General features: G+C 59.3%; 24 protein-coding genes and 1 tRNA gene. 12 read left to right on the forward strand and 13 right to left on the reverse strand.

The features are described from left to right. Positions 1–8: 8 nt before the first annotated feature. The 4 genes from secD to queA form a co-directional block, all read right to left on the reverse strand. Positions 9–1,877, reverse strand: a complete 1,869-nt coding sequence (gene secD / locus A7K61_RS07500) for a protein translocase subunit SecD (protein ID WP_003194025.1) — start codon at positions 1,875–1,877, stop codon at positions 9–11. 62 nt (positions 1,878–1,939) lie between these two features. After that, positions 1,940–2,278, reverse strand: a complete 339-nt coding sequence (yajC, locus tag A7K61_RS07505) for a preprotein translocase subunit YajC (protein WP_003175975.1) — start codon at positions 2,276–2,278, stop codon at positions 1,940–1,942. Positions 2,279–2,321: 43 nt separating this feature from the next. After that, positions 2,322–3,437: a tRNA guanosine(34) transglycosylase Tgt gene (gene tgt / locus A7K61_RS07510; protein WP_032803964.1), complete on the reverse strand. Its 1,116-nt coding sequence runs from the start codon at positions 3,435–3,437 to the stop codon at positions 2,322–2,324. A gap of 5 nt (positions 3,438–3,442) precedes the next feature. Further along, complete coding sequence (gene queA, locus A7K61_RS07515) at positions 3,443–4,492, reverse strand: tRNA preQ1(34) S-adenosylmethionine ribosyltransferase-isomerase QueA (RefSeq protein ID WP_044268117.1); 1,050 nt, start codon at positions 4,490–4,492, stop codon at positions 3,443–3,445. A gap of 108 nt (positions 4,493–4,600) precedes the next feature. Between queA and A7K61_RS07520 the strand changes: the two genes are divergently transcribed. After that, positions 4,601–4,685, forward strand: a tRNA-Leu gene (locus A7K61_RS07520). Between the two features lie 83 nt (positions 4,686–4,768). Continuing rightward, on the forward strand, positions 4,769–5,098 hold the full coding sequence (locus tag A7K61_RS07525; RefSeq protein ID WP_069557292.1) for a hypothetical protein: 330 nt from the start codon (positions 4,769–4,771) through the stop codon (positions 5,096–5,098). Here A7K61_RS07525 and A7K61_RS07530 read toward each other — a convergent pair. Next, on the reverse strand, positions 5,069–5,707 hold the full coding sequence (locus A7K61_RS07530) for a LysE/ArgO family amino acid transporter (protein WP_069557293.1): 639 nt from the start codon (positions 5,705–5,707) through the stop codon (positions 5,069–5,071). The two genes, A7K61_RS07525 and A7K61_RS07530, sit on opposite strands and share 30 nt — an antisense overlap. A 26-nt stretch (positions 5,708–5,733) precedes the next feature. After that, positions 5,734–6,540 (reverse strand): 2OG-Fe(II) oxygenase family protein, encoded by an 807-nt coding sequence (locus A7K61_RS07535; protein WP_069557294.1) that lies wholly within the window; start codon positions 6,538–6,540, stop codon positions 5,734–5,736. A gap of 228 nt (positions 6,541–6,768) precedes the next feature. On the opposite strand from A7K61_RS07535, the gene A7K61_RS07540 reads away from it, so the two are divergent. Then, positions 6,769–7,461, forward strand: coding sequence for an NBR1-Ig-like domain-containing protein (locus A7K61_RS07540; protein WP_032895378.1), 693 nt, complete (start codon positions 6,769–6,771; stop codon positions 7,459–7,461). An 8-nt stretch (positions 7,462–7,469) separates the two neighbouring features. Here A7K61_RS07540 and A7K61_RS07545 read toward each other — a convergent pair whose 3' ends face one another. After that, the gene (locus tag A7K61_RS07545; RefSeq protein ID WP_044268262.1) at positions 7,470–8,105 is read right to left on the reverse strand and encodes a LysE family translocator; all 636 of its coding nucleotides are present in this window, start codon (positions 8,103–8,105) and stop codon (positions 7,470–7,472) included. Positions 8,106–8,261: 156 nt separating this feature from the next. Here A7K61_RS07545 and A7K61_RS07550 point away from each other — a divergent pair, with 156 nt between their 5' ends. Continuing rightward, entirely contained in the window at positions 8,262–8,633 is a 372-nt protein-coding gene (locus A7K61_RS07550; RefSeq protein ID WP_044268264.1) for a PH domain-containing protein, read from the forward strand. Between the two features lie 266 nt (positions 8,634–8,899). Here the strand turns inward: A7K61_RS07550 and A7K61_RS07555 are convergent, their stop codons facing one another. The 3 genes from A7K61_RS07555 to A7K61_RS07565 all read right to left on the reverse strand — a co-directional run bounded on the left by A7K61_RS07555 (position 8,900) and on the right by A7K61_RS07565 (position 10,247). After that, positions 8,900–9,163: a hypothetical protein gene (locus A7K61_RS07555; protein ID WP_371861806.1), complete on the reverse strand. Its 264-nt coding sequence runs from the start codon at positions 9,161–9,163 to the stop codon at positions 8,900–8,902. A gap of 247 nt (positions 9,164–9,410) precedes the next feature. Next, positions 9,411–9,785, reverse strand: coding sequence for a cytochrome c family protein (locus tag A7K61_RS07560; protein ID WP_044268267.1), 375 nt, complete (start codon positions 9,783–9,785; stop codon positions 9,411–9,413). A 30-nt stretch (positions 9,786–9,815) separates the two neighbouring features. Further along, positions 9,816–10,247: a VOC family protein gene (locus A7K61_RS07565; protein WP_044268269.1), complete on the reverse strand. Its 432-nt coding sequence runs from the start codon at positions 10,245–10,247 to the stop codon at positions 9,816–9,818. A 162-nt stretch (positions 10,248–10,409) separates the two neighbouring features. On the opposite strand from A7K61_RS07565, the gene A7K61_RS07570 reads away from it, so the two are divergent. The 8 genes from A7K61_RS07570 to A7K61_RS07605 all read left to right on the forward strand — a co-directional run bounded on the left by A7K61_RS07570 (position 10,410) and on the right by A7K61_RS07605 (position 19,483). Continuing rightward, positions 10,410–10,772: a response regulator gene (locus A7K61_RS07570; RefSeq protein ID WP_044268271.1), complete on the forward strand. Its 363-nt coding sequence runs from the start codon at positions 10,410–10,412 to the stop codon at positions 10,770–10,772. 212 nt (positions 10,773–10,984) lie between these two features. Next, positions 10,985–11,599: a biliverdin-producing heme oxygenase gene (locus A7K61_RS07575; protein WP_044268276.1), complete on the forward strand. Its 615-nt coding sequence runs from the start codon at positions 10,985–10,987 to the stop codon at positions 11,597–11,599. Continuing rightward, positions 11,596–13,824: an ATP-binding protein gene (locus A7K61_RS07580; RefSeq protein WP_069557295.1), complete on the forward strand. Its 2,229-nt coding sequence runs from the start codon at positions 11,596–11,598 to the stop codon at positions 13,822–13,824. Before A7K61_RS07575 ends, A7K61_RS07580 begins: the two co-directional genes overlap by 4 nt. Before the next feature lie 141 nt (positions 13,825–13,965). Beyond that, entirely contained in the window at positions 13,966–14,151 is a 186-nt protein-coding gene (locus A7K61_RS07585; RefSeq protein ID WP_047711738.1) for a hypothetical protein, read from the forward strand. A 115-nt stretch (positions 14,152–14,266) separates the two neighbouring features. After that, entirely contained in the window at positions 14,267–16,168 is a 1,902-nt protein-coding gene (locus A7K61_RS07590; RefSeq protein WP_069557296.1) for an alkaline phosphatase D family protein, read from the forward strand. Between the two features lie 137 nt (positions 16,169–16,305). Further along, a complete protein-coding gene (locus A7K61_RS07595; RefSeq protein ID WP_069557297.1) occupies positions 16,306–17,319 on the forward strand; it encodes a sensor domain-containing diguanylate cyclase in 1,014 nt (337 codons plus the stop codon). A gap of 109 nt (positions 17,320–17,428) precedes the next feature. Continuing rightward, positions 17,429–18,682, forward strand: a complete 1,254-nt coding sequence (locus A7K61_RS07600; RefSeq protein WP_069557298.1) for an aspartate aminotransferase family protein — start codon at positions 17,429–17,431, stop codon at positions 18,680–18,682. 84 nt (positions 18,683–18,766) lie between these two features. After that, on the forward strand, positions 18,767–19,483 hold the full coding sequence (locus tag A7K61_RS07605) for a hypothetical protein (RefSeq protein WP_020302011.1): 717 nt from the start codon (positions 18,767–18,769) through the stop codon (positions 19,481–19,483). Positions 19,484–19,532: 49 nt separating this feature from the next. Here the strand turns inward: A7K61_RS07605 and A7K61_RS07610 are convergent, their stop codons facing one another. The 3 genes from A7K61_RS07610 to A7K61_RS07620 all read right to left on the reverse strand — a co-directional run bounded on the left by A7K61_RS07610 (position 19,533) and on the right by A7K61_RS07620 (position 22,783). Next, positions 19,533–20,834 carry an MFS transporter gene (locus A7K61_RS07610; RefSeq protein ID WP_256557721.1) on the reverse strand — a complete coding sequence of 434 codons (1,302 nt, stop codon included), beginning with the start codon at positions 20,832–20,834 and terminating at the stop codon, positions 19,533–19,535. 73 nt (positions 20,835–20,907) lie between these two features. Beyond that, the gene (locus A7K61_RS07615) at positions 20,908–21,579 is read right to left on the reverse strand and encodes a helix-turn-helix transcriptional regulator (RefSeq protein WP_050499472.1); all 672 of its coding nucleotides are present in this window, start codon (positions 21,577–21,579) and stop codon (positions 20,908–20,910) included. Positions 21,580–21,700: 121 nt separating this feature from the next. After that, positions 21,701–22,783 carry a pyridoxal phosphate-dependent aminotransferase gene (locus A7K61_RS07620; RefSeq protein ID WP_069557299.1) on the reverse strand — a complete coding sequence of 361 codons (1,083 nt, stop codon included), beginning with the start codon at positions 22,781–22,783 and terminating at the stop codon, positions 21,701–21,703. Positions 22,784–22,822 lie beyond the last annotated feature (39 nt).

A 22,822-nucleotide genomic window follows, 5' to 3' on the forward strand; every position in this document is an offset into this window, starting at 1 on the left:
GCAGCCCCTTAAATCCACAACTTCTTGAAGTCACGCCCGCCAAAGATCAGGTTGACCATTGCGCGGGTCACCATGATGGCCGTGAACATCGAGGTAAAGATCCCGAGGGACATGGTCACCGCAAAACCTTTCACCGGGCCTGTGCCCATAGCGAAGAGAATCCCGCCGACCAACAGTGTGGTCAGGTTGGAGTCTAGGATCGCGGTAAATGCCCGGCCGAAGCCTTCGTTGATTGCACGCTGCACGGTCATGCCGGCGGCGATCTCTTCACGAATCCGCGAGAAGATCAGCACGTTGGCATCCACCGCCATACCCATGGTGAGTACGATACCGGCAATACCTGGCAGGGTCAGTGTGGCACCCAGCAACGACATCAGAGCCAGCAACATCACCATGTTGCCCGCCAGGGCAACGGTGGCGATCACACCAAAGAAGCGGTAGATGGCGATGATGAACAGCGACACGAACAACATGCCCCACAGCGCCGCATCGACACCCTTGGTGATGTTGTCGGCACCCAGGCTCGGACCGATGGTACGTTCTTCAGCGAAGTACATCGGTGCAGCCAGGCCACCGGCACGCAGCAGCAACGCCAGCTCGGACGACTCGCCCTGGCCGTTCAGGCCAGTGATACGGAACTGAGCACCCAGCGGCGACTGGATGGTCGCCAGGCTGATGATCTTCTTCTCTTCCTTGAAGGTCTGCACCGGCACGTCTTTCTCGACGCCGTTGACCATCTGCTTGGTGTAGGTGGTCACCGGGCGCTGCTCGATGAAGATCACTGCCATGCTGCGACCGACGTTGCTGCGCGTGGCGCGGCTCATCAGTTCGCCGCCATGGCCATCCAGGCGGATGTTCACTTCAGGCGTACCGTGCTCGCCGAAACCGGCCTTGGCGTCGGTCACCTGGTCACCGGTGATGATCAAACCACGCTCGATCAACGCAGGAGGACGGTTGCCTTCACGGAATTCGAACTCTTCGGAAGTGGCACGCGTAGCGCCTGGGTCTGCCGCGAGACGGAACTCCAGGTTGGCGGTCTTGCCGAGGATACGCTTGGCTTCAGCGGTGTCCTGTACACCCGGCAGCTCGACCACGATGCGGTTGGCACCCTGGCGCTGCACGATCGGCTCGGCCACACCCAGCTCGTTGACGCGGTTACGCACCGTGGTCAAGTTCTGCTTGATGGAGTATTCGCGGATTTCCGCGATCTTGGCCGGGCTCATCGCCAGGCGCAGTACCGCTTGACCATTGAGGTCGGCCGGTACGATGTCGAAGTCATTGAAGTTCTTGCGGATCAGCGCACGGGCCTGTTCGCGGGATGCTTCGTCAGCAAAACCAAGCTGGATGGCACCGTTGAGCTGCGGCAGGCTGCGATAGCGCAGCTTCTCTTTGCGCAGCAGGCTCTTCACGTCGCCTTCGTAGACCTTCAGACGTGCGTCCAGGGCCTTGTCCATGTCGACTTCCAGCAGGAAGTGCACACCACCGGACAAGTCCAGACCCAGCTTCATCGGGTGCGCGCCAATGCTGCGCAGCCATTGTGGCGTGGTCTGGGCCAGGTTGAGCGCGACAACGTAGTCGTCACCCATGGCCTTGCGTACGACATCTTTGGCCGGCAATTGGTCTTCTTGCTTGGTCAGGCGCAACAAGCCGCCTTTGGATCCAGCCGCCAAGGTTGCCGCTTTAACCTGGATACCCGCGTCGTTGAGCGCTTTGCTCGCACGGTCCAGGTCTGCCTGATTGACTTGCAGCGAAGTGCTGGCGCCAGAGATCTGGATAGCCGGGTCATCAGGATAGAGATTGGGAGCGGAATAAATAAAACCGATCGCCAGCACCGCCAGGATCAGTACGTATTTCCACAGAGGGTATTTGTTCAGCATCACGCCGCCCGCTTATAACGCGGGGCGCCTTGCGCGCCCCGTCGATTGGTAAAGGTTGTTACTTAGATCGCTTTGAGCGTGCCTTTAGGCAGCGTGGCGGCGATGGCGCCCTTCTGGAACTTCATTTCCACGGTGTCGGAGACTTCCAGTACCACGAAAGCATCGGAAACCTTGGTGATCTTGCCGGCGATGCCGCCAGTGGTCACGACTTCGTCGCCTTTTTGCAGGCTGCCCAGCAGGTTTTTCTGCTCTTTGGCCCGCTTGGCCTGTGGACGCCAGATCATCAGGTAGAAGATGACCAGGAAGCCGACCAGGAAAATCCACTCGAAACCACCGCCCATAGGGCCGGCAGCAGCAGGCGCAGCGGCGTCAGCCATGGCGTTAGAGATAAAAAAGCTCATTTAGCACTCCAGTTGCAAATAGTGAATCTTAGGGTCGGAAAACTCAGTCCAAGGGCGGCACAGGGAGGCCACGCTTGGCATAGAAGGCATCGACGAAGGCGGCCAATGTACCCTGTTGAATAGCCTCGCGCAAACCAGCCATCAGGACTTGGTAATGACGCAAATTGTGGATGGTATTCAACATGCTACCCAGCATTTCTCCGCACTTGTCCAGATGGTGCAGATAAGCACGGGAGAAGTTCTGGCAGGTGTAGCAGTCACAGGTAGGATCCAGCGGCGAATCATCATGGCGATGGAACGCGTTACGGATCTTCAGCACGCCTGTATCGATGAACAGATGCCCATTGCGGGCATTACGGGTTGGCATCACGCAATCGAACATGTCCACACCGCGGCGCACACCCTCTACGAGATCTTCCGGTTTGCCAACGCCCATAAGGTAACGAGGTTTGTCTGCGGGCATCAGGCCCGGCAGGTAATCCAGCACCTTGATCATTTCGTGCTTGGGCTCGCCCACCGACAAACCGCCGATGGCCAGGCCGTCAAAGCCGATCTTGTCGAGGCCTTCCAACGAGCGTTTGCGCAGGCTTTCATGCATGCCGCCCTGGACAATACCGAACAGCGCCGCCGTATTGTCGCCATGGGCGTTCTTCGAACGCTGGGCCCAACGCAGCGACAGCTCCATGGAAATACGCGCCACGTCTTCATCGGCCGGGTACGGCGTGCACTCGTCGAAAATCATCACGATGTCCGAACCCAGGTCGCGCTGTACCTGCATCGACTCTTCCGGGCCCATGAACACCTTGGCGCCGTCGACCGGCGAGGCGAAGGTCACGCCCTCCTCCTTGATCTTGCGCATGGCGCCCAGGCTGAACACCTGGAAACCACCAGAGTCGGTGAGGATCGGGCCTTGCCACTTCATGAAGTCATGCAGGTCGCCATGCTTCTTGATCACTTCCGTGCCCGGGCGCAGCCACAGGTGGAAGGTGTTGCCGAGAATGATTTCGGCGCCAGTGGCGACGATGTCACGGGGCAACATGCCCTTGACGGTGCCATAGGTGCCGACCGGCATGAACGCCGGGGTCTCCACAGTGCCACGCGGGAAGGTCAGGCGACCGCGACGGGCTTTGCCGTCCGTAGCGAGCAATTCAAACGACATACGACTCATAAGTTGTCCTCAGGGCCGCGCGGCGCCGGGTTACGGGTGATAAACATCGCATCACCGTAGCTGAAAAAACGGTACTCGTTGGCGATGGCGGCCTGGTAGGCAGCCATGGTTTCCGGGTAACCGGCAAATGCCGACACCAGCATCAACAGCGTGGATTCGGGCAAATGGAAGTTGGTGACCAGGCAATCGACCACATGGAATGGCCGCCCTGGGAAAATAAAGATATCGGTGTCGCCACTGAACGGCTTGAGCACGCCATCACGCGCCGCGCTCTCCAGCGAACGCACGCTGGTGGTACCCACGGCCACCACCCGACCGCCCCGCGCCTTGCACGCCGCCACCGCATCCACTACTTCCTGGCTGACTTCCAGCCATTCGCTGTGCATATGGTGGTCTTCGATGTTATCCACACGCACCGGCTGAAACGTCCCGGCCCCCACGTGCAGGGTCACATAGGCGGTTTCGACGCCCTTGGCAGCAATCGCATCCAGCAGTGGCTGGTCGAAATGCAGCCCGGCAGTCGGTGCGGCGACGGCGCCGAGGCGCTGTGAGTACACGGTCTGATAGCGCTCGCGGTCCGCGTCTTCGTCGGGGCGGTCTATATAAGGAGGCAACGGCATATGGCCGACACGCTCCAACAGCGGCAACACCTCTTCAGCAAACTTGAGCTCGAACAAGGCATCGTGACGCGCGACCATCTCGGCTTCGCCACCGCCCTCAATCAGGATGCTCGACCCCGGTTTGGGCGACTTGCTGGAGCGCACATGGGCCAGCACACGATGGCTGTCCAGCACCCGCTCCACCAGGATTTCCAGCTTGCCGCCGGACGCTTTCTGGCCAAACAGCCGCGCCGGAATCACCCGGGTATTGTTGAAAACCATCAGATCGCCTGGGCGCAAATGCTCAAGCAAATCAGTGAATTGACGGTGTGCGAGGGCACCGCTGGGCCCGTCCAGGGTCAGCAGTCGACTGGCGCGACGCTCGGCCAAAGGGTGGCGAGCGATCAGCGAATCAGGGAGCTCAAAAGTAAAGTCAGCAACGCGCATGATGGGGTTCGTCTAGCAGGGCCGGGAAGTCTAGCGGAAATAGTGAAAATAGACCATGAAACGTGATTGACCAACGGTAATCTCATCTCTATACTTCGCCGCCATTGAGCCCTGATGGCGGAATTGGTAGACGCGGCGGATTCAAAATCCGTTTTCGAAAGGAGTGGGAGTTCGAGTCTCCCTCGGGGCACCATCTTAAAGAAAGACCTTGAAATTCAAGGTCTTTTTTTTCGCCTGCAAAAAAGTGCCAGGCGTGGCAGTGGAGGTAGCGGGACCATGGAGTTGACGCTTGAAGCGGTTGCGTTGTTCGCGTTGAAGCTGGTGCATGAGACTGACCACGGCAGCCCATTGCTGCGCGATGATCCCGTGATGGAGGGCTATGATCGCGAGGTGTTCGGGTTGTTAGTGCGCCAGGGAAACCTGGCTGAGATCCAGTTGAAGCTCGATGAGTGCATCACCCAGGCGTTGATTGCATTGGGTGGAGCAGACAGCGTTCTCGGGCGTGAATTGCAAAGGCTATGCACCGATGTGCAAAACATCGCTCGTCTTGATGAGTTGACCTGCCCGCTGACCGTACTAAAGGGCTATCTGAAAGATGTGCAATGAATCGTTGATCAGCATAACGGCCAGGTAAACCATCAACACCGCCCCCCCTGCATCCAGCCAGCGCCAGACCGCAGGCTTGCGAAACAATACCGTCAATCGCTGACAGCACAGCGCCAACACCACGAACCACACGAGTGATGCCGTCATGGCGCCTGTCGCGAACAGCGCCTGTTGGCCCGCAGGTTTCGTGGCACCGATGGAACCAATCAACACCACGGTATCGAGCCAGGCGTAAGGGTTGGCAAAGCCGAGTATGACCGCCGAGCGCAACAGCCCTCTTTGCGAGTTGCCGCCTTGAGCGTCCGGCATGGACTGATCCCGGATACAAGCCAACAGACGTTGGCCACCAAACCAAAGCAGATAGGCAGCGCCGGACAACAGCAACAGTGCCATCACCTCAGGCCGACTTCCCAACAACGAACCTAAACCCGTGACCCCGAAAGCGATCAGGAAAATATCGGCCAATACGCAAATAGCGACAACGCCCCAGATCGGCCCGCGTCCGACACCTTGGCGGATCACCAAGGTGTCTTTCGGGCCAGGGGCAGCGAACAGTCCGATACCCAAGAGCAAACCTTCGAGGTAAAGGGCATTGAAGTGAGGAAACATGGACTGTTCGAGCCCTCCAGGACTATTTAGCGCAGTTGAATCGGTTGATTACCGAAACCGGTATGACGAGCATTCACAGTACTGCCCAGATCAATAGGTTTCTGGCGGTAAAAGGTCGTTAGCAACTGATCCGGATTGGGGTTTGCAAAGTAGATCAATGAGCTTCTGGCAACCGGTTTGCCAGGTGCAAGTACAGCATGGTAGGCGGCAGGCACGGCATGATCAGAGAGTTCTGTCAGCAAGGAGCCCGCCAGCACCGCGACCTCGTTCTCCAGAAGGCGCACCGGCTCCAATGATCGTCCTTTCATCAAAACCAGCCCTTCGCGGGTAGGCTTGATAAACGAAAGCATATGCCCGTCTTCATGAGGATCCTGGGCATATTTACGAGAACTGTCTTTGGCCTGTGGACCATAGACGCACAACTGGATGTACGATGCCGAGCGAAAGGGGGCCAAGGATTGAACGCCAAACTCCGCGCAAATGCCATCCATCACTCCCTGGGCCAACTCGCTCATCTGTCGCTCATAACTGCCGACTGCGGCAACGAAAGTACTTCGGGTGAATTCGAAAGCGGTTCTTTTTGAAGCGTGGGCGGGCCAGTAACAAAACCGCTCGCACAGGTCCGGGTGATCCTCGGCAAGGGAGTACTCGGCGCCAAAAGGGAAAAACCCATCTGTGTCCTGGGCAAAGGAAAATTCATCCTTGATGGCCTGGGGAATGGCCGAATACCCATCAATGATCTTTTTGTAGTCCTGCAACATCGCATCAGGAATTTGCAGGATGCCAAAGCCTGATCGGGCTATGGATTCGCAGCATGCTTTAAATTGAGACATAGCTATATCCAAAGATAGTTGTAAAGGAATGCAACACACCAGGTTCGCAAGCATGCGAGAAACCGCGACACTGGATATAGTCAAACAGAAAGGGACCGATCCATGTCCTTCACAACGTCGCTAGCAGGTTGCGAGTGTGCACGGTCCAATACACGCAACGGCGAGCAAGTTGTCCTTTTTGGCGAACAAGTTGACGATTTTTTTCAAGGATTGGGATCACATACGGACATGAGCATCAAAACCCGCGACACCCTCCAGGCACTGGTCATACGACGCAGTCGGGAACTGGGAAAGTCCATGACAACCCTGGCTAAGGAAGCCGGTATTTCACGAACCTATTTGTACGGATTGGCGGGTGGTATTTCAAAAGATCCGTCGGTACGCACCTTGATCAAACTGGCCAAGGCGCTGCAGGTGTCCCCCTTAATGCTGTTCCGCTACTTCGCCGATTTGTCCGGCTCGCCGGTCGATGCCCATTCAATGGCAACCACCAACCGAGCCATCGGCCTGCATGATCCTGGCGACGTTGTGGTATTCAACGCCGACGTCACCACCCCCGACCAGACCGTCGTGTTGCCAGGCGAAACATTTCAGAAAACCTGGGAGATCCAGAATGTCGGCACCCGCGCCTGGCGCGGTCGACGCTTGGTACGAGTCGACGGTGAATACGTCATCGCCCGTCGAACGGCTACAGGCGCGCCCCTGGAAGTGGTGATGGACAGCCATCTGCGCAGCCTTGACAGCGAGGTGCCGATCGCCGAAACCCTGCCTGGGCAGCCGGTGCATATCACGGTGGAGTTTGGAGCGCCGCGGGAGACCTGTACGGTCACCTCGATCTGGCGTATCGAAGATGAACACGGGCGCCCCTGCTACGGACCTGCATTCATCCTGCATGTGATCGTCAACGTCATGGCACGCTGAAAGCAGATTTAGCGCCGCCCTTCCACCGCCATCCGCACCGCCAAGCCCATCAACACCGACCCCATCAGCCAGCGCTGCAGCACCTGCCAACCCGGCCGGGTGACAAAGAACACCGCGATGGAACCCGCCATGCAGGCAATCACCGCGTTGACGCTCACGCTGATAACAATCTGCAGGGAACCCAGCGCCAGGGATTGCATCAGCACACTGCCATGCCCATTCGGGTCGATGAACTGGGGCAGCAGCGACAAATACATCACCGCCACTTTGGGATTGAGCAGGTTGGTGACCAAGCCCATGGTCACCAACTTGCGCGGGCTGTCCTTGGGCAAGTCGCGCACCTGGAATGGCGAGCGCCCACCCGGCTTGACCGCCTGCCAGGCCAGGTACACCAGATACAGCGCCCCGCCGAACCGCAACGCGTCGTAGGCAAACGGTACCGCCATCACCAACGCCGTGATACCCAGCGCCGCGCACACCATATACACCACAAACCCCAGCGCCACCCCACCGAGAGAAATCAACCCGGCCGTGCGCCCCTGGCAGATGGAGCGGGAAATCAGGTAGATCATGTTCGGCCCGGGAGTCAGTACCATGCCGAGTGAAATCAGGCCGTAGGCGAGCAAGCTGGACATATCAGGCATGGATTGGCTCCTGGTTTTTTAGGCTGCCAGCGTGAAATCCTTCGCCGACGCGGTCGTGTTGAGCGTCATGCTAGGGGCTTGCAGGCCCAGGCGTTAGATACAGATCCGCAAGTAAAACGTCATACACCGGCGGCACCACTTACCTAGGACAGGCACATGATCGACTTCAACAACAAAGGCTTCTTCAAACTCAAGCAAAACAACGAATACGCCGAACGCGTATCGGCCCTGCTGCTGGACGACGAAGAAGTGGTCGACGCGTACAAGGCCATGCGCGACGGCGTTGTGTTCACCACTAAACGCATCATCGCGGTGAACGTGCAGGGGATTACCGGCAGCAAGAAGGACTTCACCTCATTGCCGTACAAGAACATCGTGGCGTACTCGGTGGAAACTTCAGGGACGTTTGATCTGGATTCGGAGTTGGAGATTTACTTTTCTTCGTTGGGGAAGGTGAAGTTCGAATTCACCGGCAAGACCTCGATCGTGGAAATCTCCCGGCTGATTTCCAAGCATCTGCTGAGTTGACCCACATCGCTGTTCAAAAGTGAGCCACCGTTGGGGCGGAACCCTAGGTGGCCGTTACCTCAGGAATGGATATGTACTCGGTATAACTGTGTCAGCTGTCAGGCCGTCTTCGCAGGCAAGCCAGCTCCCACATTTGGATCGCAGCGCGTCAGCTAGACCAACGCCCGCTGTCAGGCCGTCACGGGAGCAAGCTCCCTCGCCACAGGTTCAGCGTCGCACAGCTCGCCTAATTTTAAGTCGCCCGTCAACCCCGTCGAAGTACACGATCATTCCCGCCCCCGACTCAAACGCCTGCCATACCAAACCGCCCCGCTCAACGCCGCTCCCAAAACCACAACCCCATTCCCAACCAACCAAAACCCAAAATTCCTGCTCTGATCGGCATCCCCTTGGTAAAACGGCCCAAAATACGCAGATACGGCCACCACCAAACCGTTAAACACTCCGAGCGCCACTACAACCACCCCGACGACAAACACCACGCCCTTAACCAGCTTCATATGACCTTCTAAAACCAGCGTATTTTTCACACGAACGTAGCAAACACTTTGCCGATAATGGCGAGGTCTGGCGCAAATCAGAACGGTCCTACTTGTGTGTAGGCTTTGGATGCAGGCTAACACTCACACTGTGCTTTTTTGTAGGAGCGAGCTTGCTCGCGAAAAACGTCAACGATGACGCGTGCTTCCTGAATGAATGCGACGCCTGTGAGCTTTTCGCGAGCAAGCTCGCTCCTACAGAGGACAGAGCGCGGTGATGCGTGTCAGCCTGGGCGCCTCACTTGGGCTGGAATGTCGCTAAGTACGCCAGGATATTTTCAATCTTCTCTTGGTCACTGATCCCCCAGAAGATCATCCGCGTGCCACTCACCACCGACTTCGGATTTTCAATGTAGGCCGCCAGTTTTTCCCGCGTCCACACCACGCCCGAATTTTTCATCGCATCCGAATACTGGTAGTCCGTTGTAGTACCGGCAGGCCGGCCAATGATGCCGTTCAGTTCCGGGCCAAAACCGCCCCGCGCGCCTTCACCGATGCTGTGGCAGCCGCCGCAGGTCTTGGTGAAGAGTTTGCCGCCCGCCTCGGCGTCGCCGGCAGCGAGCGCGGGGGCAGCGATAACGGTCAGGGCGAGGCTCAATAACACATACTTCATTCAGGTCTCCCTATCGGCTGTTGCCGTCGATTATGCCTGTTCGACCGGCCTTTCCCCCAGCCGCTCCACCAGGCGTACCAGATAACCGTCCGGGTCTTGCACGATAAACTGGCGTTGCCCGGCCTCCACGTCACCGGCTCGGTACCAGGCATCTTCAACATCGCGGAACAATGGCCAGCCGAGTTGCGCCAAGCGTTGCAGGATAGGCGCCACGGCGGGCACATCGATTTGTAGGTTGATGCCGCGCCCAAACGGTGACTGTAACGGTGCGGTGAGCCACTGGCCGGCATCGGGGTCGTATTGTTCGAGCATGATTTGCGCGCCGTGCAGGTCGAGGTAGGCAAAGCCTTCTTCTGCGCGCTGATAGGCAATGGCGAAACCTAGCTGTTCGACCCAGAACGCCAGGCTGGCGCTGAGGCGGGTGACGATCAGTTCCGGCACGAGCGGGTTACGGTTGAACATGGCATTCCTTGGAAGGCGGGGTGGCGTTCACCTTAACGGATTGTCGCGCCCAGAGTTCACAAGCAGCCAAATGACCACCCATCGTTTAAAAAACATCCAATCGAACCTATCCGGCCACCTTCCACTCCACCTTACTGAACCCCTGATGGTGGAGTAAGGATCATGGCTCAGCCATCGATTTTGGTATTGGAAGACGACGAGATCATTCGGGCGTTGATGGTGGATGTGCTGGAAGACTTTGGTGCGGTGGTGACATCGTTTGCATCGGCAGACGAAGGGATGATTTACCTGGAGCGCGGCGATGACCCGGTGGATTTGATTGTCAGTGATATTCAAATGCCCGGTTTGCTCAATGGTTATGACTTGAGCCGTGTGGTCGCCCATCGCTGGCCTGAAGTGCAGGTGGTGCTGACCTCAGGCAATACGAAAATCGCCGCCGAGTTGGGCAGTTCGGTGCGGTTTCTGCCCAAACCGTGGAGTACCGACCACTTGCTCGAGTGCGTGCAGACGGCATTGATGCACTAGGGCCTGCCCCTGCATTGATAGCAGCTCGATATCATTTCAACCGAACTTGAGGGCCCGGTCTGCGGTCATGTAATGTGCAGGGAGCGACTTTTCTGATCCGCTGGTCAGCCTTTTCGCTTCTGCGTTCAGCTGACGACAATGAGTTGTGTAGAATCGTCGCCCATTTTCACGCGTCATTCATGGCCGACAGGCCCACAGTTCGAGCTCATTGAATGCATTCACAGGCCCATGACGTTAGTGCGCCCTCCTTGTTGGAAACGTTGCGCACGGGCACGGGCCTGCTGCATGTGGCGTTGGAACAGCGCCTGCCGTTTTTTTCCGAGCGCCTGGATGCCCAGTGGTATCGGCGCTTGCTGCAGGCGTATTACGGCTTTTATCAGCCAATGGAAGCGGCGCTGTATGACAGCGGTTTGATTCCCGAGGGATATGAGTCTGCGTTGCGTGTGAAAACGCCAACACTGGTGCATGACCTGCACGCACTCGGCCTGACTGACCACGCCATCCATGCCCTGCCTCGCTGTACCCAACTCCCCGTATTAGACACACCGGCTGCGTGCCTCGGCGCCCTGTATGTCCTGGAAGGCGCCACCCTGGGCGGCCAAGTGCTGCGCCGGGAAATGGCCCTGCGCCTGGGTGTGAACGCCGACAACGGCGGTGCCTTTCTCAATGTATACGGCGCCGAGACCGGACGGCGCTGGAAAGATTTCCTCGATTATCTGGCCCGCCAGCCACTGGATACACATACCGCCGCGCGCGCGGTGATGGCGGCCCGTTCGACATTCAGCGGCTTTGAGCAATGGCTCGACAGCCAGGAGGTATTGCTATGAAACCCGAAGATTTTGAAGAGCTGCTTGCCAACTGCGCCGACGAACCCATTCGTTTTCCGGGGGCCATCCAGCCCCACGGCGTGCTGCTGACCTTGTCGGAGCCCGGCCTGAACATCATTCAGGTAAGTGCCAACGTCGGTACGTTGTTCGGCCACACCCCCGAGGCGCTGTTGAATCAACCGTTGCACAGGTTGATTGGCGAGGAGTACGCCCAGGCCGTGCAAACCATGGCCGAGGACAGCGCATTCCTTGACTCGCCGCCCCTGCTCATCACCTTCAAGGGTGAGCAGTTCGAAGGCCTGTTGCATCGCCACCAGGGCGTGTTGGTGCTGGAATTCGAACCCCGGCTCAAGGATTTCAAACCCCGTGCGCACAATGGCCGCACCAGCGACCTGGGCAAAATGCTGCATCGCCTGCAATCGGCAAAGACCTTGCAGGCGCTCTACACCATCAGCGTCAACGAAATCCAGGCCATGACCGGTTATGACCGGGTGCTCATCTATCGCTTCGAAGAAGAAGGCCATGGCCAGGTGATCGCCGAAGCTTCGGCGCCGTCCATGGAGCTGTTCAACGGGCTGTTCTTCCCCGCGTCCGACATCCCCGAACAGGCTCGCGAGCTGTACCGCACCAACTGGCTACGGATCATCCCGAATGCGTCCTACGAACCGGTACCGCTGCTGCCCAAATTGCGCCCGGACACGGGCCAGCCCCTGGACCTGAGCTTCGCCACCCTGCGCAGCGTGTCGCCGATTCACTGCCAGTACATGCAGAACATGGGCGTGTTGTCGTCCATGAGTATTTCACTGATGAAGGGCGACAAACTCTGGGGCCTGATCAGCTGCGGCAACCGCGAGCCACTGCTGGTGCCTAACGATTTGCGCATGGCCTGTCAGACCATCGGCCAGGTGCTGTCATTGCAGATCAGTGCCATGGAGACCCTGGAGCTGACCCGCCAGCGCGAAGAAAAAGTCGAAGCGCTGGCGCTGCTGGACCTGGCGATGAAGGCCTCTGCCAATAACGTATTCGACGGCCTGGCCCAGCAAGGCCGAATGCTGATGGACCTGACCCTCTCTGGTGGCGTGGCGATCATCGAAGATAAACAATTGCACCGCTACGGCAACTGCCCGGAACCGGCGCAGATACGCGCGCTGCACAAGTGGTTGCAGGGCAACGGCGCACCGGTATTTTCCAGCCATAACCTGGTCTCGGTTTATCCGCCTGCCGCCGAGTATCAGAGCGTGGCCAGCGGCGTGCTTGCCATGAGCTTGCCCAAGCCTGTGGATAACGGCGTGTTGTGGTTTCGCCCGGAAGTCAAAGAGAACATCCACTGGAGTGGCGACCCGAACAAGCCGCTCAACCTGGAAACCTGCGACGCGGGCATGCGCCTTCGCCCACGTACCTCGTTTGAAATCTGGAAAGTGGAAATGGCCGGCATCTCCACCAAATGGAGCCATGGCGACCTGTTTGCCGCCAATGATTTGCGCCGCTCGGCCCTGGAGAACGACCTGTCCCGACAGGTGCTGCGCGAGCAACAAGCGGTGCGTGCGCGGGACGAACTGGTCGCGGTGGTTTCCCACGACCTGCGCAACCCCATGACCGTCATCTCCATGCTCTGCGGCATGATGCAAAAAGCCTTCAGCTCCGATGGCCCCCACACTTCACGGCGCATCTCTTCCGCCATCGACACCATGCAACAGGCTGCCGGGCGCATGAACGTGTTGCTGGAGGATTTGCTCGACACCTCGAAAATCGAGGCCGGCCGCTATGTGGTCAAGCCGGTGGCGCTGGACGTCAGCCAGATTTTTGAAGAGGCGTATTCGCTGCTGGCGCCCCTGGCCTCGGAAAAGGGCATCGACCTGTCGTTCAATGTCGAGCCTGGCCTGCAGATCAAAGCCGACCCGGAGCGCTTGTTCCAGGTGCTGTCAAACCTGATCGGCAACGCGATCAAATTCACCCCGCGTCAGGGCAACATCGGCATCAGCGCCATGAGCAACGGCGAGGAGATTGTATTTTCGGTGCGCGACTCCGGTGAAGGCATTGCGCCGGACGACCTGCCCCATGTGTTCGATCGCTATTGGACCCAGACTGAAAACAACCCCACCGGCAGCGGACTCGGGCTGTATATCACCCAGGGGATTGTCCAGGCCCATGGTGGGCGCATCGAGGCCGAAAGCGAATTGGGCCGCGGCAGTGAATTCAGGTTTACGGTGCCTAAGCCTGCTTGAAACGCTCTCAAATCCTACAAGCCAGACATTTGGTTACCTATGGCCGGGAACGAAAAACCGGCCAGCTCCACTCAATCAGTGCGCAGTCAAAGGGAGTATTGATGCGATAACCATCCTCCAATTGAGTAAGGGGTTTTACCGATGATCGTTGGCAATTCGTTTAGCAGCTTCAGCTATAACATCCAGCAAGGCATGAAAGATAACCAGCCTCCAGCCAATCCCGCACCCACCTCTTCGCCGGTTGACAGCAACCAACAGGAGCAACACACCCAACCAAAATCCAAAAATTCGGGTCTGGACTCCATTGGAGGCGGCAAGCTGATTTAAACCGTTGCGAGCCACCGGCGACAAGTGCAGCGCACAGCGCTGCACCCTGTTAACAAAACACTGACATCCTCTGCGTTATCCTCTCCAGTTCCACTTGGTATGAGCTGCATTCTTCATGGGTCAACCCGAAATCCTGCCTGCCGTGATCACTGGCCCCTTGCTAAGACGCCTGGAGCCGCAACGCCTGGTTATCTGGTTGGTGGGCAGTCGTGCCCTGCCACTGTCCTTGATGCTGCAATTACCCTCGGGCGAGGCGCTGGATATCCCACTCGATGCAACGCACTGCCAAGTCGTGCCCGTCGGGCGCCATGCCTTTATCCACCTGATCGACATAGCCCTGAGCCACGCCCTGCCACAGGATGAAATCATCGGTTACGACCTGTTGATTGACGGCCTCGGCATTGCACAATGGGCACCACACTTGCTGTATGGCGACGCCACTACGCCCAGCTTCGTGCTGCATAGCCGCATCCACCACTTGGTGCATGGCTCGTGCCGTAAACCCCACCACCGCGCCGACGAAGGCTTGTTGTGTGTCGACCGCCTGTTGGCGGATGCTCGCACCCCGCTCGACCGCCCAGCCTTATTGATGATGAATGGCGACCAGATCTACGCCGACGATGTCGCGGGGCCCATGCTGCGCGCCATTCATGGGCTGATTGCGCGCCTGGGCCTGTTCGATGAGTACCTGGAGGGCGCGGTGGTGAGCGACAGCGCCAGCCTTTATGGGCATCACGCCAGCTATTACCACCGGGCCGACCTGCTCCCTGCGCTGGACAGTAACGAGACCTTGCGCGAACGCTTTTTCGGCGGCGTGAAGAAGCCGATCTTCACCAGCAGCACCGCCGACAATCACCTGGTGACCTTTGCCGAAGTGATCGCGATGTACCTGCTGGCCTGGTCGCCAGCATCCTGGGCGCTGATCGCGCCAGAACCGCCGCCGCTGAGCGCGCAAGAGCAACAACGCTACGCCCGCGAACAGGTTCACATCGACCAGTTCCGCGACGGTCTGCCTGGAGTGGCCCGGGTGTTCGCGCACCTGTCGACGCTGATGATGTTTGATGATCACGACATCACCGACGACTGGAACCTTAGCGCGCAGTGGGAGGAAACCGCCTACGGCCATCCCTTTTCCAAACGCATCATCGGCAATGCCTTGCTGGCGTATCTGCTATGCCAAGGCTGGGGCAACCAGCCCCAGGTATTTGGCGAACTGCTGGGGCAAACCCAGGCACTGACCGGCCAGGTACAGGCCAATCATCTCGACGCGGCGGCGCAAGACGCGTTGCTGGAGGCCCTGCTGAAATTCCAGCAGTGGCACTACGTATTGCCCACCACCCCGGCGCTGGTGGTACTCGACACCCGCACCCGACGCTGGCGCAGCGAGTTCACCCTCAAGCAACCCTCTGGCCTGCTGGACTGGGAAGCCTTGAGCGAACTGCAACAAGCGCTGCTGGACCACCCGTCAGCCATCATTGTCTCGCCCGCGCCGGTCTTTGGCGTCAAGCTGATCGAGACGGTGCAAAAGGTCTTCAGCTGGTGCGGCTTTCCCCTGCTGGTGGACGCCGAAAACTGGATGGCTCACCGCGGCGCCGCTCAAGTGATTTTGAATATCTTCCGCCACTCACGCACGCCGGGTAACTACGTGATCCTCTCCGGCGATGTGCATTACTCGTTTGTCTACCAAGTGCTCATCCGCCATCGCAACGGCGGCCCCAAGATCTGGCAAATCACCAGCAGCGGCATCAAGAATGAGTTCCCGCCGCGCCTGCTGGAATGGTTCGACCGCCTCAACCGCTGGCTCTACTCCCCGCGTTCGCCGCTCAACTGGTTTACTCGCCGGCGCACCATGCAGGTGGTGCCCTATATTCCCGAGCACGCCGAAGCGGGTGAGCGATTGTGGAACTCGGCAGGCATTGGCCAGGTATTTTTCAATGAGCAGGGCCAACCGCAGGCCATTTACCAGCACAACGCGGATGGAAGGCCTCGGACAAAGATGATGGCGCCAGAAAAATAGCGTTTCGCCACTCGTCATAAGCAGCACACCTGCCCTATTCAAAGCGCGCAAGCGCCGATGTACAGTAGCGCCAGCCACGGAGTATCGGCTTCAACCATGACTGGCCTTGGGCGCCAGCCCCCGCAGGAAGCGCGCAGATGGACGATACATCCGGCAAAGAACCGCTACGCAATGAGGTGTCCGACCTTAACGTCGACCTGTTGCACGCCATCATGGAACTGGTCAGTGATGGCATCTGGGACTGGAACGCCAACACCGGCTTCGTCTACCGCAACCCCGGCTGGTACGAAATGCTTGGCTACTCCCACCACTCCCTGGAAAACAGCGTGTTCACCTGGGAGAACGTGATCCACCCCGAGGATTACCCCCGCGTGATGGCCGGGTTCGATGACTACATCTGCCAACGCGCCCCTCATTACCGGGCCGAATACCGTTGTCGCAAAGAAGACGGTACGTACCTGTGGATCGAGGACCGTGGCTACGTCATTGCCCGCAACCCCGACGGTTCCGTGGCGCGCATGGTGGGCGCACACCGCGATATTCATACGCGCAAATGCTCTATCGAACAGCTGCAAAAGCGCAACCAGTCCCTGGAAGCACTAGTCGCGGAGCGCACCCTTGAGTTGTCACGCGTCAACCAGCAACTGCAATTGCAACTGGACGAAAACCGCTCTTTGGCCGAGCGCGACGCCCTGACGCGCATCGCCAACCGGTACCGCCTGGAAAAAGTGCTGCTGGAAGAATGCGACCGTGCCGAGCGCTTCCGCCTACCCTTGGCACTGGTGGCCATGGATGTCGATGACTTCAAACCGATCAATGACCAATACGGCCACGGCGTCGGCGACCAGACCCTGATACGGGTAGTGGAACAGCTGGAAGCCTGTGTACGTAAAAGCGACTTGCTGGCGCGCTGGGGCGGCGATGAATTTATGGTGGTGCTGCCCAAAAGCAGCCTGGACACGGCCAAAGAGCTGGCCGAAAGGATTCGCCATAAAATCAAGGAGGCAGCCCCCGTGGGTGCCTTGAACGTTACCCTGAGCCTGGGCGTAGTAGAGCGGCGCATGGGGGAATCCCCGGCTGCGCTGATGGCGCGGGCCGATCAAGCCTTGTATCGGTCCAAGGCGGCGGGCAAGGATGGGGTGTCGGAATAGCCGCAGCTCCTTCCAAGGTGGAATGACCCGGCAACTTTATTTCGTTTGCGGCAAGGCCCGGCGCGCAGCTTAGATAAGCTCCCGCACGCCACCGCAGAGTCTTCCCGTCATGAGCCACGCCACCATCAGTCAGTCGATTTCCATCGTTCATCCCATCAGCCTGAGCCACGGTAAAAACGCCGAAGTCTGGGACACGGCGGGCAAGCGTTACATCGACTTTGTCGGCGGTATCGGTGTACTCAATCTGGGCCATTGCCACCCGGCCGTGGTGGCGGCGATTTGCGAGCAAGCCACCCGGCTTACTCATTACGCGTTCAACGCCGCACCGCATACGCCCTACATCGAGCTGATGCAACGTCTCAGCGCTTTTATCCCGGTGGAATACCCGGTCAGCGGCATGCTCACCAACAGCGGCGCCGAGGCGGCCGAAAACGCCCTGAAGATCGCCCGTGGTGCCACCGGGCGCACGGCGGTGATCGCCTTTGACGGCGCCTTCCACGGGCGCACCCTGGCAACCCTCAACCTCAATGGCAAGGTCGCGCCCTACAAACAGAAGGTGGGCGTACTGCCCGGCCCTGTGTATCACCTGCCCTACCCCAGTACCGATAACGGCGTGACCTTCACCGAAGCGCTGAAGGCCATGGACCGTCTGTTCAGCGTGGAAATCGACGTAAACGATGTGGCCTGCTTCATCATCGAGCCGGTGCAGGGCGAAGGCGGTTTTCTCACCCTGGATACTGATTTCGCACAGGCTCTGCGGCGCTTCTGCGACCAGCACAACATCCTGCTGATCATTGATGAAATCCAGTCGGGTTTCGGGCGCACCGGCCAGCGTTTCGCCTTCTCGCGCCTGGGCATCGAGCCGGACCTGCTGCTGCTCGGCAAAAGCATCGCTGGCGGCATGCCACTGGGGGCGGTGGTCGGGCGCAAGGCGCTGATGGACAACCTGCCCAAAGGCGGCCTGGGCGGTACGTACTCGGGTAATCCCATCGCCTGTGCGGCGGCGCTGGCGACCCTTGAGGTGATGAGCGATGAACATCTGAACGCGTGGGGCGTCGCGCAGGAGGCCGCGATTGTGGGCCGCTATGAAGCCTGGCGCGCGCAACAACTGTCGCCCTACCTGGGCCGCCTTACCGGTGTCGGCGCCATGCGGGGCATTGAACTGGCCCATGCCGACGGCACACCCGCCCCCAAGCAACTGGCGCAACTGCTGGAGCTGGCGCGCAAGGCGGGCTTGCTGCTGATGCCCAGCGGCAAGTCGCGGCACATCGTACGCTTGCTGGCCCCGCTGACCATTGAGCCTGAGGTGTTGGAGGAAGGCCTGGATATTCTCCAGGCGTGTCTCACACAGTTGGACGAATAGCGGCCTGCCTTGACCTGATCCCCTCACCCGCTGAAAATGCCCGACGTTTTTTTGTCTCTCCGCATACTACGCAGTGAAATTTTAATGTCTGATTCCTACACCGAAAAATCCGCCGAAGAATCCGTAGTCGCCCTGCACGCCAAAGCCGAATACGAAAACGCCATCAATCTTTCACAGCATGTGCCAGCCGCCAAGATCATCAGCGAGATGGTGCTGGACGCGTTTCACACCTCCAAGGAAAGCGACCAGATCCGCGAGCTGCGCGTTGCCATCCGCCAGGCCCATGATGCCTTTGACGATGACAAAGCCTATGAGCTGATGGGCCAGCTCAAGCAATTGAAAGACGCCGAAGCCGCAGACAACGCCGCGCTGGAACACCTGAGCAGCCAGTTCTCGATCAGCCGCATCCTGTCCAGCTTCAAGGACGACCCAGAGTTTCAGGAACTGGTCTACGGCCTGGCCCTCAAGGTGCTTAACCAGTCGCACCAGGCCATCAGCAACCCGAGCGCCGGCAAGGGCAAGGCTGCACGCGCCAAGAAAGACACCGAAGTGTTTGTGATCAGCAAGGATGGCATCAGCGTCACCCTGCCGCTGCGCACGCCGCGCTCCAAGCTCAACGTGGACCGCGAAGCGCTGGAGTTCCTGGGCTTCACCTTTGTGGGCGAAGGCAGCGAGGCGGAGCTTGCGAGCGAAACCTTCATCGACAACAGCGGCGCCGAGCAGCCGGTCACGCGCAAGAGCATCGTGACCGCGCTGCAACAGCAAAGCGCGTTTGACGGCTACGCCATCGCCGCCCAGTAAATAGCTGACGCAACCCGGCGCGCGTGCAAGGCGCAGCGCCGGTTGCCGTCTACGCCGATTTGTTCCACAACACCCCCGAGCTTTTCATCATCCCCACGGCGATTGCGAACAGCACCAACACGCAGCCTGTCAGCAGCCACGGTGATGGCAAGGTTGGCCGGGCCAATAACATGAACGCCAACGAGGGCGCGATCATCACGCCGATGTTGACGCCTGCCGAGTAATATCCAAGGTTGCGGCCCACGCTGTCGCGGCTGGAAATGCTGCTGACATAGTGGGTGATCGCGGGGAACACAATCATCTCGCCAAGGCTCCATAACACCGTAGCAAGCATCAACAGCGCGCCGACCTGACCAAAGCCCATCAAGAAGAAACCGCTGCCTGCCAGCAAGAAGCCGATGATCAGCGAGCGGCTGCTCGACAAGTGCGCCATGCGCAGGTTGATCGGCACTTCAAACACAATCACCAGCAAAGCATTGATAAAGAAAATGATGCCCACGTAATAGGCCGGCAATTGGGTGTAGTTGATGATGTACGCCGACAGAAAAGTCGGCGGCAGTGCGTATGCCACGTGCACCGGCAGCGCCGCCAACAGGATCACCAGCAGTCGCGAACGCTCATGAGCCGCCACCTCGGGCAAGCCCTCGCCCTTGCCGGCGACGGGCGCGTCTTGGGTGGCTGGCCGGGGCCGTCCGAACCGCAGGCAGGCGGCGAAGGCCAGCAAGGACAACACGGCATTGATGTAGAACACCGCATCGGCATTGCGCAGAAAGATCAAGCTGCCCAGCAACGGCCCGATGGCCATGCCGATGTTGATCGCCAGCCGGTTGCACGAAAACGCCACTTTGCGTGACTCAAGGTTGCTGTGAGCCACCGTCTCGGAGAACGCGGCCGGTGTGAAGGCTTCGTAACAAGCGCCCCAGAGAAACGACAACAGGAACAGCGCGAGCAGGTTTTCCACCGAGGGAATGACCAGCAGCAACACCGCGTTGAACACCAACGAACCGAGGATGACCCGGTTGGCCGAAAACCGCTTGATCACGGCGCCGATGACCAGGTCGGTACACAGGGCGCCCGCGCCATATACCCCGACCAACAGGCCAGCCGTGCCCGCCGATATCGCGTGTTGATGAATCAGGTACGCCGCGTAGAAAGGAAACGCCAGAGTGCCCATGCGGAACACCAGCGTGATCATGAACAGTGCTTGCAACCGCGCATTAAGGCCGCGCAAGGCGTGAAAAGTGCCCATCAGCGCAACACGCTGGCACAGGTGTGGAGCAAAGCTACAGAGCGGCTCATCCGAATGTCCTTTGGCAATGGCGGCGCCGGTGTGTCCGACGCCAAACTCCATAGCTGGGCAACCTAATGCAGCACTGTGCGGCGAACAAGCTACCCATTTGGACAGGTAGGTGCTGATTGCGACCTCAGGCCGGGTGGCGGATATAGCCCAATTGCAGGGCCTTGCCGATTGCTGACTTGCCGTTGGTGACCTGCAATTTGCCGAAGATATTCTTCATGTGAAACTTGACCGTATGGGAGGTCATCGAGGTCAGGAGCGCCACTTCGTTGTAGGTCTTGCCCAGGCTGACCCAGGACAATACTTCGGTTTCCCGTGGGGTCAGCACCGTCTGTTGAGCGACCGGCGCGGCGTGATCTTCCAGGGCCTCGTCGTACATCGAGACCAACAGCATCTGCAGTTCACTTTGATGGGCCAGCACGGTCTCGCGAAATTGCTGGTCGTCGCCGAAACTGCACAGATTGAGCACCGAATAGAAGCCGCGATTGCCATGCACGATAAAACTGGCGCCCTCGCCAACGGGTTTGTAGGGGCCCGGCACCGGCACCGCTTCATCGGCCACGGCCAGCAGGTGTTCATCACTCCAGAAAAACGGTTTGATCCGGGTGCGGGTCAATGAAACCAGCTCGCCACGCCGGTAGAAATCGTCGGCCGTGTCGGAAGGCTCCATGGCCTCAGGGTAATTGGACACAATCTGCGCTTGGTCCATCGGCGGCCCACACTGATAGACCTCAAAGTGCCCCAGGCCACGGCGGCTCAGCTCGGCATCGAGCAAGCGGCGCATCTCCTCGGGCAGCATGGGCGATTTCTTATCGGGTTGGCCATTAGGTCCCACGGGTATCTTCCTTGAGCATTCGACCCGGTCGAGCATGAAGCATGCCTGGCTTACCTGTCCAGGCAGCGGATGACAAACACTGGGCCTAGACCTGCGCCGCGAACGCCTCGCGAAAGCGCTGCATCTCCTGCGGGTTGCCCACCGTCACCCGCACCCAATGCGGCCAGTCCTTCCACACCCGCCCAACCAGCACACCCTGTGCCGCCAACTGCTCAATCACCTGCTCAGCCGGGCGTTTCACGTCGATCATGAAACAATTGCTGTGGGAAACGGTGCAGGTAAAGCCTCGGCCCTTGAGCCAAGCGATCGTCTCATCGCGCAACCTGGCATTGCGCGCTTTGCGTTGGCCCACCAGTTGCGCATCTTCCAGGCTGGCACGGGCGGCCAGCAAGCTGGCGCCGGCCGGGACGTTGTCGCCGCCGAACACCGCCAACCGCTCCAGCAGCGCCGGGTGGCCGATCGCCAGGCCCAGGCGCGCACCGGCCATGCCGTAGATCTTGGAGAACGTGCGCAGCACCAGCAGGTCGTCGTGGTCGTTGACCCAGCTCACGCAACTGGGGGCATCACAGAAGTCGATATAAGCCTCGTCCACTACCAGCACGCTGCCCTTGGGTTTGTGCGCCAGGGCTTGGCGGATGGCCTCGGTCGAGGTGAGCGTACCGGTCGGGTTGTTGGGGTTGCACAGGTACAGCATGCCGGCCTGTGGGTCCGCCGCGAGCATGGCAGGCACATCGTGGGCATGCTGGGCGTCGAGGCTCACTTCTTGCACCGGCGCCTTGATCGACTCGGCCGCCTGGCGCGGTACTTCGTAGGACGGCGTGGCCATCACCAGGCCGCGGGTCTGGCTGGTGAACGCCAGCACCGCGTAACGCAGGGCGGCCATCGAGCCGGCAAATACCCCGACGTTTTCTTCGGCTATGCCCTGTTGTTGGGCGAACAGCGCGGCCAATGCGTACATATCGCCGTAAGGGTAACGTCCGGACGCCGCTATCGCGCGCTGCATCGCCTGGCGAGCCGCGTCTGAAGGACCGTAGGGGCTTTCATTGTAATTGAGCAGCACCTTGTCAGATTTCGTCGGCGCCGGGCTGGCGACGGCCCAATTGAGCTGCCCCATCACAGGCAGGGCCGCGCCCAGGGCGAGAAGGGATCGACGACTGACACGCACCATGGTGACTACTCCTTGTAGAGGCGCGAGGGATTCGCGCAG

The organism is Pseudomonas sp. AP42 (assembly GCF_001728935.1).
GTDB classification, from domain to species: Bacteria; Pseudomonadota; Gammaproteobacteria; order Pseudomonadales; family Pseudomonadaceae; genus Aquipseudomonas; species Aquipseudomonas lactis.